Origin of the sequence: Providencia stuartii (genome assembly GCF_029277985.1) — a bacterium.
Classification (GTDB): domain Bacteria; phylum Pseudomonadota; class Gammaproteobacteria; order Enterobacterales; family Enterobacteriaceae; genus Providencia; species Providencia zhejiangensis.
This window is the reverse complement of sequence record NZ_CP119546.1, coordinates 2,094,336-2,113,505: the sequence shown is the minus strand read 5'-3', so window position 1 is coordinate 2,113,505 and position 19,170 is coordinate 2,094,336. Positions and strand designations below refer to the sequence as shown.

Annotated in this window: 10 protein-coding genes and 2 pseudogenes; 1 reads left to right on the top strand and 11 read right to left on the bottom strand. The window is 43.8% G+C overall.

The annotated features are described in order from the left end of the window. Window positions 1-112: 112 nt before the first annotated feature. From P2E05_RS09195 to guaB, 9 genes and pseudogenes are all read right to left on the bottom strand, one after another. Window positions 113-2,449 carry a YecA family protein gene (locus tag P2E05_RS09195; RefSeq protein ID WP_244316502.1) on the bottom strand — a complete coding sequence of 779 codons (2,337 nt, stop codon included), beginning with the start codon at window positions 2,447-2,449 and terminating at the stop codon, window positions 113-115. 372 nt (window positions 2,450-2,821) lie between these two features. Next, on the bottom strand, window positions 2,822-4,972 hold the full coding sequence (locus P2E05_RS09190) for an SEC-C metal-binding domain-containing protein (RefSeq protein WP_272658061.1): 2,151 nt from the start codon (window positions 4,970-4,972) through the stop codon (window positions 2,822-2,824). Window positions 4,973-4,991: 19 nt separating this feature from the next. Continuing rightward, on the bottom strand, window positions 4,992-5,183 hold the full coding sequence (locus P2E05_RS09185) for an addiction module antidote protein (protein WP_072422352.1): 192 nt from the start codon (window positions 5,181-5,183) through the stop codon (window positions 4,992-4,994). Window positions 5,184-5,251: 68 nt separating this feature from the next. Next, window positions 5,252-6,259 (bottom strand): PIN domain-containing protein, encoded by a 1,008-nt coding sequence (locus P2E05_RS09180; RefSeq protein ID WP_272658060.1) that lies wholly within the window; start codon window positions 6,257-6,259, stop codon window positions 5,252-5,254. A 151-nt stretch (window positions 6,260-6,410) separates the two neighbouring features. Next, window positions 6,411-6,893, bottom strand: a complete 483-nt coding sequence (locus tag P2E05_RS09175) for a HigA family addiction module antitoxin (protein WP_244316501.1) — start codon at window positions 6,891-6,893, stop codon at window positions 6,411-6,413. Window positions 6,894-6,920: 27 nt separating this feature from the next. After that, window positions 6,921-8,182 (bottom strand): annotated as a pseudogene (gene trbL, locus P2E05_RS09170) (P-type conjugative transfer protein TrbL); the annotation flags it as partial. Then, a pseudogene (locus P2E05_RS09165) lies at window positions 8,160-9,345 on the bottom strand (tyrosine-type recombinase/integrase). The pseudogenes trbL and P2E05_RS09165, both read right to left, overlap by 23 nt. Before the next feature lie 306 nt (window positions 9,346-9,651). Then, window positions 9,652-11,229 carry a glutamine-hydrolyzing GMP synthase gene (gene guaA / locus P2E05_RS09160; protein WP_154624338.1) on the bottom strand — a complete coding sequence of 526 codons (1,578 nt, stop codon included), beginning with the start codon at window positions 11,227-11,229 and terminating at the stop codon, window positions 9,652-9,654. Between the two features lie 86 nt (window positions 11,230-11,315). Next, entirely contained in the window at window positions 11,316-12,782 is a 1,467-nt protein-coding gene (gene guaB, locus P2E05_RS09155; protein ID WP_154624339.1) for an IMP dehydrogenase, read from the bottom strand. Between the two features lie 171 nt (window positions 12,783-12,953). Here guaB and xseA point away from each other — a divergent pair, with 171 nt between their 5' ends. Continuing rightward, window positions 12,954-14,333 (top strand): exodeoxyribonuclease VII large subunit, encoded by a 1,380-nt coding sequence (xseA, locus tag P2E05_RS09150; protein ID WP_272577943.1) that lies wholly within the window; start codon window positions 12,954-12,956, stop codon window positions 14,331-14,333. Window positions 14,334-14,587: 254 nt separating this feature from the next. Here xseA and P2E05_RS09145 read toward each other — a convergent pair whose 3' ends face one another. Further along, window positions 14,588-16,843 carry a TonB-dependent receptor domain-containing protein gene (locus P2E05_RS09145; protein ID WP_154635694.1) on the bottom strand — a complete coding sequence of 752 codons (2,256 nt, stop codon included), beginning with the start codon at window positions 16,841-16,843 and terminating at the stop codon, window positions 14,588-14,590. Window positions 16,844-17,001: 158 nt separating this feature from the next. Then, complete coding sequence (locus tag P2E05_RS09140; protein WP_272658059.1) at window positions 17,002-19,164, bottom strand: S9 family peptidase; 2,163 nt, start codon at window positions 19,162-19,164, stop codon at window positions 17,002-17,004. Window positions 19,165-19,170: the final 6 nt, after the last annotated feature.

Sequence of the window (19,170 nt, the reverse complement as noted above, 5' to 3'; positions counted from 1 at the left end):
AATCATACTGAGAAGACTCTCGCACAACATGGATCAAATATAAAATTAAAGATAAAAATCAGTATGTTATACAAATTTATGCACAACCTCCATTTGAATTTCTAAGCTGATTCTACCGTCCATGACATCTCTTGTATTTCATGCCACTGCCACATGGACAAGGGACATTACGGCCAATCTTTTTGCTCTTGCGACCAAAGTGGACTTGTTTTTCCCGTTCGAGATTGACCGTACGTTCAGGATTGGCCATTCTCGCCGCGTCTTCATAAATGTGTGCGTTTTCTGCTGTTTGCTCCGTCGGTATGTAAATTTTGAAAGACCGCGCCTGGACATAAGTACCATCGGCACTAACTTCAGCCACAACGCCAATGACGTTAGTAGCCTTGGCGCTCAACGCAACTGCGCTAGCCTTATTGTTCACCTTAGTCCAGTCAATTGGATGACCATGCCGTTGAAGCCAAACGAAGAGCGGTACACCGTCCCCGCCCAGAACAAAGTAACGAACGGGATGCTGAATCAGTGTTTTTCGAAGGTCGGACAGCATCTTGGCCAGATTATTCCGGCCTTCCTCTCCTAGGTCACGGATATAACTCTCTGCTGAAAGCCAGCCGCTAGCTCGGGTGCTATCGAGTGCTCCAAGCAGCTTCAGAACCTCCTCCGGGAACTTCTGACTTGGTAACGGTTTGCTTTCCCACTCCTCACCTTCGAAGGTCCTGTCGACGATGTCACTCATGCCATCCCAGATAACCATGTTCGCTTTCTCTTCCTTCAACTGCTCGATAATATCCTGATCAAAACGGTTCTTCTTCAGGTAAGCACCCAAGTGATCGAACTCGTCGAAGAGATGAGCCCCGCGTATTCCGGCCACGGCTTGCCGCACCTCCAAGTAATGGACGAACTCCCCGGGTGTGGGCAAGAGTCGCTTGAGCACAAACAAATCGTCGATGGACAGTGAAATGAAAGCATGCTTTCCAAGCAAAGGCTCAACCTGCGGTAATTCTTTACAGTACGTGGAAAAGGGCGAGAACGACTCGACTGTCAACCCAATCGGCACCATCACCCGGTAGTCAGAGCGACGCACACGACAACACTCTTCGTATTTGCCATTCACGAGGTGATAGAGGGACACTTCATCCGCCGAATTCATATAATTGAAGAAGCGCACACATTGTTTATATGCCTTGAGTACTAAGTCCTGCACTGATTGAGCATGGCGGCCAAAATCAAGCGCCGGTGATGCAATGGTGGCAGCTGCACCAGCCTTAGCCTCAACTAGTAACAGCACATCATCGACCAGGATTAGAGTATCGTTTTCGGACCACTGCTTGCTATCAGGATCCTTGTAGTAAACCTCCTGAAGAACTGTGGCTCCCGGAAGCTGGGCATAGAGAATGTCGGCAAAGGCTGCTTCGCTCATCATTTTCTGCCTATCTTTAAAGGCCTTATTGTAATCCGGCTTTCGCTGAAGGAGATTAAATAGGAGCGCACGATACCCCGCATCGCGAGCAAAACAGGGATCGACCGCGTAGTAGTCCGACCCAAGCTGAATTAGAGGTTTCTTACGTGCTGGCAGTGTCCGAAAGGGTGTCCCCTTAAAATCGCCCGCTGCGAAGAACTCAGTATCTTCTCCTCGCTGGTATGACAAGTCTGCTAGCAATGTCGGTGGCAACTTCGTGTGACGGCTTACATTGGCAATACCGCCGCGAAGCATATCCTCCATCGCCCCCCGGGCCGCTTTGGACTGTTCCTCATTTTCAGCAATCCATGACTCCATAGCGTCTTCCATAGACTTACTTTGCTCTATAGAAAAAGCTTTTACCGCCTCAAACTGCTTCATCATCTCAATGATTGCATTGGCCTGCCCAGAACGAGTAGCGTCGGCCATGGCCTGAAAGCCTTCCGCAATATCGGTGGCACCAATGCCGTACACCTCCTCCAAAACATCATTGTGAGGCGCCAGAACGTAGCGATAGAACTCGCCCTCCAAAACTTGATAACGATTCCCGCGTATCATGACCCAAGTGGATTTCGCACGGAATTCAATGTCGGCCGTATTAGGACCGAAGATGCCATCTTTGGTATCAGCAGAGGTGGCCATAGCATAGAACATGGCCAGCTCTCTCAGTTTTCGGCTACATTCAAACAACTCAGCGCACAGTGCTTCGTCGAATTCCATATCCGCAGGAGCGGCCTCAGATGCCAGAACCGCGTGAACATACTCCAGTAAGAACTGGGTTTCATTAACTACGTCAGCTGGGCTACCCTCTTGGCCTTGCTTTTCGCCCCCAATTTGGTTTCCCATTTTTTTCATCATGTGCTGAGCGTAGATGTACCCGAGCAAATCATGCGGAGGCATTTTGACAATCAACTCACGCATTCGGTCAGCAATGGATTCCATATCCTTCAATAAAGAAGCTACAGCCTTCTTTCGATCTTCTTCCATATTCATTCTTATCACCCCATTTTGAACTACTGATCTTTCGAGCACCATAATGCTCACTCGTCAATCATATCAGCTCAGTCCTGCATCTTGGCTTTACGCTGTTCACGATAATCAGCTTTCTTATATATCGCCCTTACTCTGGTTACGTCGAGATTTCGAGCACTTACTGTAGTGGATAATTTTTTCCGGGATTATCCGTAGCGATTCAAAGCCCCACAAAAACACGCAAATTCAGATGTATTTCACCGCTTTCATGACCAAGCAAAATTTAATGAAATGCTACCTCACGCAAAACATCAAAATAAAATAAAACTTAAATAAAAAATAATTAAAACTCAAATCGCAACTAAAAATAATCAAAAAAAATATCCCGCCAATCTATTTTAAACAACATTTTTTGTACTTGATTCCACTTCCACAGTGACACGGTTCATTTCGCCCAAGTTTCATCCGCCTACCTTCTCGTAAAAATGGAGGTAAAGCATCACTTACTCTAGATGCTGGTTTCATGTCAGCTGTAAGTCGTTCCATTTCGTCAGACGCCGCCCATGGATAATCCAACGTCACGCCGAACTGGACTCGCCCATTCGGACTTACAGAAACTCCAAACCATTGAGCTGCATGTTGCTGATACTTGCGTTTTGCACAGTGAGCTTCCAACACAGCAACCGCTTCAGGAGATACCTTTGGATTACAATGAAAGCTGACTCCACAAGGTGGAGTTCTCGAGGCCAGAGTAACATCATGCCGCTTACCATCGAACTGCGCTTTCCTTATGATAGTTTCAAGTATGCGGTGAACATTTCTACAAGCATCCTCATTCATTGAAAGCAAGTGGAACCCGAGTTCAAGTGTTGCCGGGTCTGCTCTATTCTCAATTTCTTTAATCAAATCTTCATAACGTGTTCCTCGCATTTTCGTGAGTATGCCTGCTGGGGTATAATCACCTTGAAGATTATCTCTGCGAACTAACATCGCCGCATCTAAATCTTGTGCGACAGAATCTTCAAGCATCACTAGGTCGTAATTTCCATCTAGCCAGAGATTCTGCTTAAGATGATAGCCAAGCACGGTTAACTCATGCCCACTCATCAACTTATCTGATACAGCCACTCTTAATTTTACATAGCTTAGAAAACGCAATGGCGTTGCCAGCATTTCCGTCAACGTATCTAGGAGGAAAACGTCCATTACGAACGGAGGACGGATGACATTGGTAGTCTGGAATTTCAGTGACTGACTTGCCTGAAAGGCAAGTGCAGGATAGTGTTCAGACACAAGGCTGAACAAAAAGATATCTTTGATGCTAGTCGGAAGAGCTATGTCTTTCTTGTTGTCATCCACCAACCGGCATCCTCCAGCAAGCAGTTCATTCGCACACACCCACCCCTGATCATACGAATCCTGAATGGCGGCAGCGAAGTCGGCCTTTAGCTGGTTGTCGTTGCCCTTGCGTGCTGCAATAGTTAGCTTTTTAGCCTTCGCCTGCAAAACGATGAGTCGATCTCCGTATATGACCAGAACATCAACCTCAGCAACAATATCTTTACCACGATATAGGTTTACATTCGCATGAACATGTTCACTGCCAAAAACCCTAGATAGGCGGCGTGCAGCAAATTGTTCAGTAAAAGCTCCGCGATGCTCAGCAGCTGTCGGGCGATAAGCCTTGTCGTCCCACATCCAAAAGAATGGAGATTCGTATAATGCCTCGTAAATGGCGTAATGTGAAAAGAGAAGTACAGTTCCATGCCCGGTCGGTATGAGCGGTCGAGCAGCGACCTCATTGAAATCCCCAACCTCCTTAAACCCATCGTTATGCCCTGAAAAGAGAAATGCAGCAAAGAAGGCTTGAACTATATTGGCCTCAACACCACTGTGGAATACCACTTCATCTAGCGAGAACTCGAATACTGGCAACCAAGTCGCTAGAGAGCCTCCATCTGATTGAAAATCCGCGAGAAGTTTCGTTCCCTTCTCATCCATCAAAGTGCACATTGTCTTCGCTATGATGCGCGCCTGACCAGAAGTGAAGCCTTTGTTTTTAAGCAGCCATTCATCATCCGCCCCAAACTTTTCTGGCACTAAATCTCTATACTGGAAAGCATAAGCTGATTCTGTACCGTAAAAGATTGGTTCTCGCATCCCTGGCCCATGCCACGGGTTTGGAGGCTCCCCTCCCTGCTTCATCGCTTCAGACATAGAAGCGAAGATTGGATAGGACATTGCGTTGTGAAGCTCCTGCATAAGCGCATCAGTACGCTGGACATAGCCATCAATTACAGCTTTCAGTTGCTTGGTTAGGTCCAACGGTCCTTTTACCACGAGACCAAGCAACGTCGTAAGCTCCGTCCGTATAAGGCGCTCACCACTGAACAATCGATCCATGTCAGATGGCTTTAGCGTTCCCTTAATATGAATGACGTTATCGCGATTACAAATTTGCGCAATCGCATGAATATATCCTGGCGAACAAGCTAATACTGCCAAATCCTCAAAAATATGGGCTTCGTCTCTCGGTTTTTCCATATTTTCCCCCCAAAATTATTTACAGCATGGAAGAACATTCTCTTCTCCCATCATCCTCGTTGTTCAAGTTTGCAGTAGTTACCTGTCGAACAAAAATGGCAAGTTCTGCTGAATCCCCACTACGCCTAACTTCATCAAGCAGTTCAGTAGCATAATTTGGGTTGGCACGGAAAAATACCGTCATAGCTTCGTCATGTGATCTGTCTTTCATCTAACCCATAATCTTGGTCGAACGGTATCGACACATATTTTTATGGATAGAAGCGATATAATCCTTACTTACGTATCAAGCATGTCCCACTCATCCCCCAAGACCCATCGCAGGGCAGAAAGCTTCCCATTGAGCATCCCCCAAACAAAGTCGCTCCAAGGCCCAGTATCTTCATATTTATCCCTGACTCGTTGGGCTGCAATTTTTGCTTGGTCGAGGATATCTTCGTGAATCACATCATTGCCGTGGCGTTTTGTGCCAACGGGGACTACCTCTATATCACCATTATCTATGTGATACATCATGTTCATATGGCGGTTGTACCAAACTTTATCGAAGAGCTCGTCCATCGCAGACATGATTTCCTGAAGCCCACGAGTTTCGTCCTCCCAAGCAAAGCTATTCTCATAGTGAAATTCTTCAAGATCGAGCAGATCCTCGATTGCAGAGCTTGTGGTGTTAAAGAATAAAGAGCTGTTGCCGTCAAAAATATCTGCGAAATCGTCGTGTGGCTGCCTGTGGTCTTTGCCGGAAAAATCCGTCACATTGTGAGTGACAAATCTAAAGGTTTCGTACTCACTTATGTGCGACAGCCGAAACTCTTGGAAAGTCTCTGCTAACATTGCATCAGCCACACTATTCTTCTGCTTATGGAACGGTGCCTTCTTAGCGATAGCCCGCTCTGCCGCTCTTATTTTTGCGGCATCAGAGATTATAACTTCGTGGACCATGTCAAAAAGTTTGGTAACACGATTTACTGTATTTTGATTAACTTCGGAAAGAATAGGCAATCTGTGATTAACATCATCTAAGGTCCTGAGCGCAGTATCTTTACCTTCAACGCCAAAAGACTCAATTACCCCTTTAATTACTCGAAATTCACTGGAGAGTCGTTTTCGCGTAGCCTCAATCACCCTATCTTTATTTCGTTCGTACTCGGCACGTATTAGATCGGGCAGTAGTATTTTGATACTCCCATCCCCTACCAGATGCTCGATGGCAGTAAGCATTGGCAATTCAGCTTTTTTAGAGGAAATATCAAGCCAAACACATGTATCGAGCATTATTAGATGCATTAAAGCTCCCAGAAGTTATGAAAGTCAAAGACCTATATTGTATAAGATCGTTACCTGATAATCTAAGGTGTTTCAAGATGCTATGACTTGAAGAACTACTTTCATGACACTTGAGGGGCTGCGCAGGTATCATGGCATTGAGTTACTATTTTTACCGTCGTTTCTTCCGATCTTGCAACTTCTGCAGATTGCTCCAAAAATCCTCATCAGTACCAAATACGGCAGCAAGAACCCGAGCCTCATCATCCGTAAGACGACGCAAACCGCAGATAATATCGTCAATATACCGCTTGCAGATACCCATAGCTTCCGCCAGTTCATCATGAGACATGTTCAGCGGTTTTAAAAATTCTTCTGTCAGAATTTCTCCCACTGTCACAGGCCCGGCGGTATCTGCTTTTGTGTAGTATGCAAGAATCTCTGAACGCCCCTGCTCATACGTAAGCTCACCTGAAATAATACGTGCCTTAATGGACTCGTACAGTGGCGTACCACTGGGGTCCATTCCTTCAAGTCTCAGGGAAGCCTCTGCTTTGCGGAAGCCCTCAATACGTAACCGTGTATAGGGAGTCCTGGACATGTTTTTCCTTTGAATTGCAGGAGTAAAGTTCGCACAGTGAAAGCGCCAGCTCACGCTACCTCGTTAACTGACGCACGTGACTCAAGATTTATTATTACCCGATAAGCTATCATCGGCAAAATCATCATGTTCGCAGTTATCCCGATGAGTAGCTGTCTGCTTACGTATCTGAGTCGCCAACTCCCCTCCAATAGTTTGTTGGACACGAGAAGAATTGCTACTTCGCTTCATTTTCTGGTACTCAGCAGCTCCGTTGGCCATGCTGCTTCCCATATGGCTTGCCATGCGGCCAGCTCGTGAGAATGAAGCAAACCCCTGACTTCCTCCACTGGTGCTAACTGAACAGCTCCCTGCTGACGAACCACCGGAACTGCCTGAGGGTTGGCCTCCAGAAGTATCTACAGAACCGGTATCTTCCCCGCCGCCAAATCCTCCACCGGAACTGCCTCCACCACCTGAACCAGATTCTTCGGCCATGGCAGCTTGCGCAGACTCGAACGCTGCCTTTAATGCAGAGGCTCCGCCGCTGAGTTGAGCTGATGCCCCCATTGCCATTGCTCCAGCACCGCTGATGGCAGTAGCGGCAGCGCCGGTAATCATACCCGCCCCAAATCCACCAATCCCTTGTAAAGATCCCCCTCCTACAACACCTGATAACAACAGTGGTAGCTTATTCGTTAATACTAATAGGATAATTGACGCCAAAAGCAAAACAATAAGACTATTTAGATCAGGAACATCATCTTTAATAAGAGAAAAATATTGATCTAAAAATGATTGTCCAATCCCAATAATTAATGTCATCGTGAATAATTGAATGCCAATCGATAAAACAGTTCGTAAGTAATTAATTGCTATATCAGAGGTCCATTTCGAACCACCAAATCCAAGCAATATAACTCCTGCATAACATAACACCCATGCAGAAACCAACATGATTAGCATATTTATCGCTATAAGGGACATCACTACCAAAACGATTATCGCGACCGTTATCATAATGGTGGATATCATTGGCGACCAAATTGATGCGGCTGAACTGACCTTTGTTAATATCGCAAACGCCATATCAACTATGCTTGAGGGCGAAATACCAGTACTTATTCCTAAAGCATTTGCTGCAAGTTGTCTCATTGAATTAATTATGGATTGAGATATGGATGGGCCATTGATTAAAAGATAGTAAAAAAAACCAATGACGGCAAAAAAGCGAACTATTTCAGCAAGTACGCCTGTCAACCCTTCCCCTTGCATCGCCATCATGCCAAATATCCAAACCATACTTATTAATACCAGCCCCAGAAGAGCCAATTTGCATAGTCAGCAATTACTGTTGTCCATGTTATTCGCCCAATCTTGTAGCATCTCAGCCCTCTGCTCACGATATTCAGCCTTGTTATAAACAGCTCGTACCCCTTTTTGTTCATGGGCAAGGCTCTTCTCAATCCAGTCAGTATTGTACCCGGCCTCATGTAGCAAGGTGCTGGCTGTACGCCGTAAGTCATGGGGACCAAACTTAGGCAACAACTCCCCTTCTTTCTGAGCCAGGCGATACGTCAGTGTCAAAACCCGGTTTAAAGTAGCGCTACTCATTGGCGCATCGGAATCGTACCGCGAAGGAAGGATAAAATCAGAGCTACCGGCAAAGGTTTTGAGAGCAATCATAATATCCATTGCCTGTCTGGAAAGAAAAACCAAATGTGGATTACGTCGTTTCATCCTCTCCTTTGGTATCGTCCATAATGCCTCACTAAAATTGATCTCGTTCCAGGTTGCGTTAGTAAGCTCACTTTTACGTACCATCGTTAACAGCAAAAGTTTAACCGCTGCTCTGATTGATGGCGTCGTTCCTACCCGTTCCATGTACCGATACATCAGACCAATTTCAATTGGCGTCAATGCCCTGTCTCGAGGCTCAAATTTCGCTATGCTTGCAGGCCGTACCAGATCAGCTGGATTCTCCACCTTCTGACCGCGCTCAATAGCCCAGCGATAGACTTGCAATACAATCTCTCTGGCGTGTACAGCTGTCGCCGGTGCCTCTCTCGACAATGTTATCGGTTAATGCGCGTAAGTCTTCATGTGTAATCTCACTAAGTTTCTGCTGGGCAAATTTTGACTTCAACTCCCTTTGATATACCGAACGCCGCATATCACGCGTCGATTCAGCCATTTGATAACCGCGTAACCATTTCTCAGCCCACGCCCCAAAAGTCTCCGCATCTTTGATACGCGCTTTATCTCTGGCTTTTTCCCTCGCAGGCGATCTTCCACTGGCAACCATTTTTTTGGCTTCATTGAGCCGTTCACGCGCTTCTGCAAGCGTGATCCCTCCAACACCATAGCGGCCAAAAGTAACGGTCTCCTGTCTTCCGTTTATTGAATAGTTATAACGAAATGAAATAGTTCCAGCCGGAGTGACCGCAACATACAGACCATCACGATCATTAACTTTATAGAGTTTCTCCTTCGGCTTAAGGTGACGCAGCCTGGTGTCAGTCAACATGGTTTATTGTTTTCCTTTATCAAAAAATACCATGTTGTAAAAAATTCAGAAAAGTTGTTTAACTATCTGTTTTTAATTGAGTTATAAAAAACAAATACCATAACTCAAACGAAATTTATCACATGGTACTTTTTCAAACCTGAATTCGAAACCAGAGAGTACCATCAAAAATTCCATTGAAAAAACCGTGCTTCCCGTTGCTAACAGCTGCCAGAAAGTGCCTGACGAAAAAATAAAAAAGCCCGCAATTACGCGGGCTTAGCGGACTTTTATGCCATCAAGTGCCTGGTCGTGCCAGACGCGAAATCATTCCCACTCAATTGTTGCTGGTGGCTTGCCGCTGATATCGTACACGACCCTAGAAATACCATCGACCTCGTTGATGATGCGGTTTGAGACACGACCTAAGAAGTCATAAGGTAGATGTGCCCAATGTGCTGTCATAAAGTCGATAGTTTCAACAGCACGCAGAGAAACAACCCAATCATACTTACGGCCATCCCCCATCACACCAACTGAACGTACAGGTAAGAATACAGTGAACGCTTGGCTAACTTTGTGGTAAAGCTCTGCTTTATGCAACTCTTCAATAAAGATCGCATCGGCACGACGTAGCAGGTCGCAATACTCTTTTTTCACTTCGCCTAATACACGTACACCAAGGCCTGGGCCTGGGAATGGATGACGGTATAGCATGTCATAAGGTAGTCCAAGCTCAAGGCCGATTTTACGCACCTCATCCTTAAACAGTTCCTTCAGAGGCTCAACAAGGCCCAGTTTCATGTCTTCTGGTAATCCACCGACGTTATGGTGAGATTTAATAACATGCGCTTTACCTGTCGCTGATGCCGCAGACTCGATAATATCTGGGTAAATCGTCCCTTGCGCCAACCATTTTACTTGCGTCTGTTTAGCGGCTTCTTCATCGAAAACATCAATAAAGACATGCCCGATCGCTTTACGTTTTGCTTCAGGATCATGAATACCCGCCAGCGCACCAAGGAAACGATCTTCAGCTTTAACATGGATAATATTCAGGTCGAATTTACCTGCAAACATTTCCATGACTTGATCAGCTTCGTTTAAACGCAATAAGCCATTATCAACGAATACACAAGTCAAACGTTTACCAATCGCACGGTTTAACAGTAATGCGGTTACAGAAGAATCGACGCCACCTGATAAGGCTAAAATCACATGGTCATCACCGATCTGCTCTTTCAGGCGTGCGACTGTATCATCAATAATTGCGGCTGGTGTCCACAGTGCTTCACAATGACAAATATCTTGTACAAAACGTTTCAAGATATTCAGGCCTTGGTATGTATGAGTCACTTCTGGGTGGAATTGAACACCGTAGAATTTTTTCTCTTCATTGGCCATGATGGCAAATGGGCAGCTTGGAGTACTTGCGATAGTTTTAAAATCTGCTGGGATAGCCGTCACTTTATCGCCATGGCTCATCCACACTTCCAGTACTGGCGTACCATTTTCACTGAGTGAGTCTTGAATATCACGGAATAAATCACATTGTTCCTTGATTTCAACTTGTGCGTAGCCAAATTCACGTTCACCAGAAACTTCTACTGCACCACCGAGTTGCATTGACATAGTTTGCATGCCATAGCAGATACCAAGGACAGGCACACCGGCATTAAACACGTAATCAGGCGCACGTGGGCTATCATTTGCTGTCGTACTTTCTGGGCCACCAGAGAGGATGATACCATTTGGATTGAATTCACGGATTTGCTCTTCTGATACGTCCCACGCCCAGAGTTCACAATAAACGCCAATTTCACGAATACGGCGAGCAATCAATTGTGAGTACTGTGAGCCGAAATCAAGGATAAGAATGCGATGCTTATGGATATTTGTTGTCATTTGAGGAGAATTCCAAAAATTCAAGTCAAAAATAGAAAATTGGTAGCTCCGCCATTATTCACGGAGCTACCCTGAATCATTATCGATTATTGCCCCAGACGGTAGTTCGGGGACTCTTTAGTAATGGTCACATCATGTACGTGGCTTTCTTGAATACCCGCACCACTGATACGGACAAACTCGGCTTTAGTACGCAGGGCGTCAATAGTACCACATCCTGTTAGGCCCATACAGGAGCGTAGTCCACCCATTTGTTGATGGATAATGTCTTTTAGGCGACCTTTGTATGCCACACGTCCTTCAATCCCTTCTGGAACCAGCTTGTCAGCTGCGTTATCAGATTGAAAATAACGGTCTGAAGAACCTTTAGACATCGCGCCCAGTGACCCCATACCACGGTAAGCTTTATAGCTACGACCTTGGAACAAGATGGTTTCACCCGGAGATTCTTCAGTTCCAGCAAACATTGAGCCAACCATCACACAAGCAGCGCCTGCTGCAATCGCTTTAGAAATATCTCCCGAGAAGCGAATACCCCCATCCGCAATGACAGGGATCCCTGTGCCTTCGAGTGCTTCTACCGCATCTGCAATAGCGGTAATTTGTGGTACACCCACACCCGTTACAATACGTGTTGTACAGATAGAACCCGGACCTATACCGACTTTAACGGCGCTAACTCCTGCTTCAGCCAGCGCTTTTGCGCCTTCAGCAGTAGCAACGTTACCACCGATGATTGGCAGGTCAGGATATTTTTTGCGGGTTTCACGAATACGTTGTAAAACACCTTCAGAGTGACCGTGTGAAGAGTCAATTAACAGCACGTCAACCCCCGCAGCAACTAGCGCGTCAACACGCTCTTCGTTACCACCACCAGCGCCAACAGCCGCGCCAACACGTAGGCGACCTTGTTCATCTTTACACGCATTTGGTTTACGTTCTGCTTTTTGGAAGTCTTTAACGGTGATCATTCCTAACAGATGAAAGTTATCATCAATGACGAGGGCTTTTTCGACGCGTTTTTCATGCATTTTTTGTAGCACGATCTCACGAGCTTCCCCCTCTTTGACCGTCACTAAGCGCTCTTTAGGCGTCATCACCGCAGTTACTGGCTGATCCAAATCAGTAACGAAACGCACGTCACGACCGGTAATAATCCCCACTAGGGATTTATCAGCAGCAACGACAGGGTAACCAGCAAAACCATTACGTTCAGCCATTTCTTGAACTTCACGGATTGTTGTATCAGGTGTTACGGTGACAGGGTCAGTCACGACACCACTTTCATGTTTTTTCACGCGACGAACTTCTTCCGCTTGGCGTTCAATAGACATGTTTTTGTGAATGAAGCCAAGACCACCTTCCTGAGCTAAAGCAATCGCAAGGTCAGATTCAGTCACTGTATCCATCGCTGCGGAGAGCATCGGAATGTTCAGGCGGATAGTTGCAGTTAATTGAGTTGATAGATCGGCCGTGTTTGGTAATACGGTTGAGTGTGCAGGAACGAGCAATACGTCGTCGAAAGTTAGTGCTTCTTTTTTAATGCGTAACATAGGCAATATCTCACCAGGCAGCGTTGTGGAAAGGTATAAAATATTGCCGCGGCATTATACACACCGAAACCGTTTGCCTCCAGTCCTTTTTTGAAAAAAAACTTGATAACTGTTCTGACTAGGTTAGTATCAATCAATTAAGTCATTGTTTTAGAATTTGATCTAGCTCACATGTCAACTCAAGAAAATAGTGGAATTTATTCTGTCAGCAAACTCAATCAGGCGGTTCGTGAACTTTTAGACCGTCAGATGGGGAGAATTTGGCTGACCGCCGAAATATCGAATTTTTCGCAGCCTAGCTCTGGTCATTGGTATCTGACGTTGAAAGATGACAAGGCGCAAGTTCGTGCGGCTATGTTTCGCGGGCAAAATGCGCGTGTAACTTTTCGGCCTCAAAATGGCCAACAAGTCTTAGTTCGTGCAACGGTAACACTCTATGAGCCTCGGGGTGACTATCAAATCATCATTGACAGCATGCAGCCAGCGGGTGAAGGCCTTTTACAGCAGCGTTTTGAATTGCTCAAACAGGCATTAGGGGCGGAAGGCTTGTTTGATGCCATACATAAACAACCACTGCCCTCTCCTGCTAAACGTATTGGCGTCATTACATCGGCAACAGGAGCAGCCTTACACGATATTCTGCATATTTTACGTCGCCGAGATCCTTCACTGCCAGTCGTTATCTATCCGACTGCGGTTCAAGGTGAGCAAGCCCCTGCACAAATTGCACGAGCGATTGCATTAGCAAATATTCGTCATGAATGCGACGTATTGATTGTTGGACGTGGTGGTGGCTCATTAGAGGACCTGTGGGCTTTTAACGAAGAAATTGTGGCAAGAGCGATTTTTGCTAGTCGACTGCCTATTGTCAGTGCAGTTGGCCACGAAACCGATGTCACGATTGCCGACTTTGTTGCCGATGTTCGAGCGCCTACACCTTCAGCTGCGGCTGAGTTAGTCAGCCGCAATCAACTTGAACTAATACGTCAATTGCAATCCGCTCAACAGCACCTTGAAATGGCAATGGATTATTATCTTGCAGGCCAGCAACAACGCTTTAGCCGCTTACAGCATCGCTTGCAGCAGCAACATCCACAACTTCGTTTAGCTAGACAACAGCACCAATTGAGTCTTCTAAATCAGAAGATCAATCAAGCGATGACTCGACGCTTACAAGTTGCTCAGTTGCGCTATGATCAGTTACAGCGTCGACTGTCACAACAAGATTTGCGCCCTTTATTGCAAAAACGACACAGCTCATTACAGCAAACGCAATATCATCTGCAAAATATGATGACCGAGTTACTTAATCGCTATAAACAGCGCTTTGCGGTAGCTTGCTCAAAAATGGAAACTGTTAGCCCACTGGCCACTTTAGCTCGAGGCTTTAGTATCAGTGAAACGGCCGATGGCACTGTGTTGAAAAAGACTTCACAGGTGAAATTGGGGCAGAAATTGAAAACACGCCTCAATGATGGTTGGGTAGAAAGTGAAGTCACTGAGGTGACTAAAATGAAAGCGAAACGTACACCTCGCTCAATCAGCAAATAAATGAATCGGTTATTCTCAAAATTTTCACCTATTCATTTCTCAAGATTAATTTTGAAAAGATGTCATCAAATTTAGCAAGGACAAGATCAGACAGTTTTAAAATGGCGAGCCAATGCAGGAGTCCTATTGGCCCGTATCAACAGAAAATAATAGACTGATTTTTGAGGATTAATAGCCTTTAACCCGCGAGATAGGCCTCATACCGCTATCAAGGGTCTTAAGGGGTATCTAATCTAGATACCCCAATAATTAAGTTAGAAACGAACTTCTCCCCCAAGCATATAGGAACGCCCTCTTGCAGTGGCATTATTCTTCCCACGTTCTTCCATAATAGCGGTAGAGTTTGAACGATTTAAGGCATCCGAATACGTCTCATTCGTCACATTATTCACCGAGAACATCAATTTGACATTTTTATTGATTTTATAATCAGCATAAAGATCAATAATGGTAGGTTGCTTTTCATATTTATCTTTAAATGCATCACCATTATTGTCGACCAGCGATTCCACACCGATCCGCTTAGCAGGTCCTGTTACTGTAATAGTCGAACCTAATTTCAATGTTTCATCGAATAGCCTAACGCCACTATCCAGCGTCAAATAATAATCAGGTAACTCAGTCAGATCACCTGCACTGAAGTCAGCAACACTGGCAATTGAGACAGGCTGAGCACTGGTTTCTTTGGTGTAAGACAATGTTGAATAGAAGACCCCTGCATCGTAATTAGCTTGCAGTTCATAACCACGTAAATTAACGTTTCTTGGATCATTCATATAGATATAACTTTTCTGCATAAAATCAGGAAACTCTTTATCCCAGACATCGTCGTTCATTAAACACCATGCAAATTCTGCTTCTGTTCTTGGTCGACATAGCAAATAAGGTTTACTCGTGATGTAATCTTTCACTTTTGTATTGAACCAGAGTGCTTTCATATTGAACTGGTCACCTTGTACAATTAAATCAGGTTTGACGCTATTAAAGCCTATTTGCCATGTTTGTGCTTTTTCCCCTTTTAAAAACGGGTTCATCGAATTACCGCCATTTTGAGAAAAAAAGACTTCCTGTGAATTAGGCGCGCGCATCGAATGAGAATAACTCACAAAAGGCTGAAACTCTGGGATAATTTCAGCTGAGAGTAGCACGCCTGGATTGAATCCCCCTTCACGTAAATCGATTGAAGCATCTCCTTGAGGGAAACATTTCACATCATCGTCACAAGCAGGTTTAAATCCTTTTAATTGATAGTGCATGTAATTTAAATTCAATGATGCGCTGTAAATATCATATTTGACGTTAAATTGCGTATAAAGGCTGGATAGATCTAATGTCCCACTTGGTGAGAATGCATTATAAATCAAGGTATCCTGATTAACCGCACTAGAGACATTTCGCTCATATTTGTTTTTCATCAACTTAGAGCCAATTTGCCATTCATAATCCATATCACCATACGAAAAACGGCTAGTATTGGATAAATTAATACCTTCGGAAATATTTTTAGATTCTCCTTGTCGTAAAGCCCACCCTAATGAATCACCGCTAAATTTTTGATTACTATTACCATAGTTAATCATTAATTCAGTATCAATTAGCTCATTAAGTGGCGTATATTTATATTTAATATAATAATCTTCACTATCTATTTTACGACGCGTTAATTTATTTTGATATAAACGACCACTGAGCTCTATTTCATGGCTATCATTAGGTTTATATTTTAACTTAGCTAATTGTGATTGTGGCTTTTGTTTAAAGGTGTTATCCGTTGCAAAATCATCACTATTATAACCCGCACCATTTTTATAGGAGCTAGGGATATTATGTCCACTGACCGCCATCAATCCCCCAAAATACCCATTATCTGAATTCGTTAATGTTTTTCCTGCAACGGCAACCATTCCGTTATAACCTAAGCCATTATCTCCCCAACGCGCCTTACTTCTTACGCCATATAACTGCTTATCGAATATCACATCATCAATGCCAATTGTTCTAAAATTGGCACTCCCTGCAAGAGCATTAACACTGTTCCCCCCATTTAATTGACCTTTTTCAACCTCAACTTCAACGATAAAATTCGGATCAATTAACGCACCAAAATCATTATTAGGTTGCTGACCGTGAGTATAATTACTCGGTGAAATACCATAATAAGTTTGGGTAACACCATCAACCATCATATTAACGCGACCAAAACCACTTAAGCCGCGAATATTCACGTTTACAGTACCTTGACTTGCATCCATTTGAGTATAAGTCCCTGGCATTGTTCGAATAATTTTATCTAATCCTTCTAGTTTATTCTCCGTACCAACAGCGCTATATGCTCCTGGTCGTTCTAAAGCCTTAACCAATGGTGTTTGTGTTTGTGCACCTGAAACCTTTAATTTACTAAAGTTTATGATGTCTTTATTATCTTGTCGCTGTGTGTCTTCTGCTAAAGCAATTCCATAAAGCCCTGTATATAATAACCCGGCTCCTAGTAGTTTTAATTTGTTATTCATTAAACCATTCCTGTAAACGCAATAATTAAACATGCGCTCACTTGCTTCAAAAGAAAATTTCGTATTGAAATTTTTGGCACAACAATCAGGTTATAGTAAAGAGGCTATAACCTGATTGTTGCTTTTAATTACCCATTTAATAATGGGTTATTAGTATATTAGTTTTTTAATTGCGGGAAATATTGTTTTTTATCTTCTAGCATTAAAATAAAACTATAATCAAGAGCAATATCATTCAATGCATTATAACGACCTGATTTACCTCCATGGCCTGCATTCATATTGGTCTCTAATAATAATAGTGAATCACCTAATTTATATTCGCGTAATTTAGCGACCCATTTCGCTGGTTCCCAGTATTGCACTTGAGAATCATGTAAACCCGTTGTCACTAGCATATGGGGATATTTTTGCTTTTTGATATTATCATACGGGCTATAGGCTTTGATTCGCCAATACGCCTCTTCATTCTCAGGGTTACCCCATTCATCATATTCCCCAGTTGTTAATGGAATTGAGGGGTCTAGCATCGTGGTAACCACATCAACAAAAGGCACTGAAGCGACAACACCTTCATATAATTCAGGCGCAATATTGACAACCGTTCCCATCAATAACCCACCTGCACTGCCTCCCATGGCATAAATATGCCCTGGTTGACCATAGCCCTGACTAATCAATGATTTTGTTACATCAACAAAATCAGTAAATGAGTTCATTTTATTAATGGTTTTTCCTTGTAAATACCATTTTTTCCCTAACTCACCACCCCCGCGAACATGAGCAATCGCATAGACAAAACCACGGTCTAATAAAGATAAACGAGAGGAGCTGAATGAAGGGTCAATACTGTAACCATAAGCCCCATAGCCATAAACTAATAATGGATTTTGTGCTTCTTTAAACAGATCTTTGCGATACACTAATGACACAGGTACCTTCACACCATCTTGGGCCGTTACCCATAGGCGTTGGCTTTGATATTTCGATTTATCAAAATCTTTGACTTCTTGTTGTTTCAATAGCTGCTTTTGTTGCGTCTGCATATCTATTTCATAAACAGAAGATGGTGTCGTCATTGACGAATAACCATAACGCAATTTGCGGGTATCAGGCTCTGGATTGTTGCCAATCCATGCCATATAGGCAGGGTCATCAAAGCTCACAAAATTTTCTGCTTTGGTTTGCCAATTGATTTGACGAATATTCACTAAACCATTTTGTCGTTCTTCCAGTACCAACCATTGGTTAAATAACTCAAAGCCTTCTAGGTCAATGTCATCGCGAGGGGCAACCACAGTATTCCAATCGTCACCAATGTGCTTTACTGAATACAGGCCAAATAATGGATTCTGATGATTAGAGCGTATGTAAAACTGATCACGGAAATGATCTGGGTAATACTCAACCCCTGTTTTACGTGTTTGAAAGACTTCAACTTGTTTACGTGGCTGATTTGCATCGAGTAAACGATACTCAGCAGTCTCGGTACTTGTGATACCAATAAAAATATAATTTTTTGATGTCGATTTAGACAAGCTGACATAAAAAGTATCATCTTTTTCTTCATATACCATCACATCTTGCTGCTGTTGTGTTCCAACTTGATGGTAAAAAACTTGGTACGGTAAGAGGGTTTGCGGATCTTTATTGACATAAAATAATGTGTTGTTGTCATTTGCCCAAACAATATTACCCGATGTATTCGTCAGTTCAGCATTCTGCCACTCTTGGCTATCTAAAGAACGAAAAGAGATACTATAGTTGTTACGACCTTCTCTATCTTCTGCAATCGCGATGTTTTTGTTATCCGGCGAAACCGTCAGGGTGCCTAAACGATAATACTCACTCCCTTCTGCGCGCTGGTTGCCATCGACAAGTACCTGCCAAGGTTCATGGCTATTAACAGGACGACGTTCATAGATAGGATAATTATTGCCCGCTTCAAAGCGGCTACGATAGGTATACCCATTATAATTATAAGGAACCGACTCATCATCCGCTTTCATACGCGAAAGTAATTCCTCATAAATTTGTTTTTTAAGCCCTTCACCCTGCGCTAATTGCTGCTGACTATACGCATTTTCTTTTTCAAGATAATCAATGACATCTGGTGACTTTCTTTTATCATCTCTTAACCAATAATAATCATCAACACGTACATCTCCGTGTGTTGTCATCGTATAAGGTTGTTTTTTCGCCTTTGGTGCTGACATGAATTCCTCCGCAAGGCTATGACTGGTTTGTAGTCCAATAAGTGCTATTAGACAAAATTTAGCGATTCGAGTTGATGCTGGCAATAAATTTGTTCGTATAATCATTTTGTT

Coding starts and splice junctions, on each gene's coding strand:
- guaA (WP_154624338.1), bottom strand. CDS start 11,229: ATGACAACAAATATCCATAAGCATCGCATTCTTATCCTTGATTTCGGC.
- xseA (WP_272577943.1), top strand. CDS start 12,954: ATGTCAACTCAAGAAAATAGTGGAATTTATTCTGTCAGCAAACTCAAT.
- P2E05_RS09195 (WP_244316502.1), bottom strand. CDS start 2,449: ATGAATATGGAAGAAGATCGAAAGAAGGCTGTAGCTTCTTTATTGAAG.
- guaB (WP_154624339.1), bottom strand. CDS start 12,782: ATGTTACGCATTAAAAAAGAAGCACTAACTTTCGACGACGTATTGCTC.
- P2E05_RS09180 (WP_272658060.1), bottom strand. CDS start 6,259: ATGCATCTAATAATGCTCGATACATGTGTTTGGCTTGATATTTCCTCT.
- P2E05_RS09190 (WP_272658061.1), bottom strand. CDS start 4,972: ATGGAAAAACCGAGAGACGAAGCCCATATTTTTGAGGATTTGGCAGTA.
- P2E05_RS09145 (WP_154635694.1), bottom strand. CDS start 16,843: ATGAATAACAAATTAAAACTACTAGGAGCCGGGTTATTATATACAGGG.
- P2E05_RS09140 (WP_272658059.1), bottom strand. CDS start 19,164: ATGATTATACGAACAAATTTATTGCCAGCATCAACTCGAATCGCTAAA.
- P2E05_RS09185 (WP_072422352.1), bottom strand. CDS start 5,183: ATGAAAGACAGATCACATGACGAAGCTATGACGGTATTTTTCCGTGCC.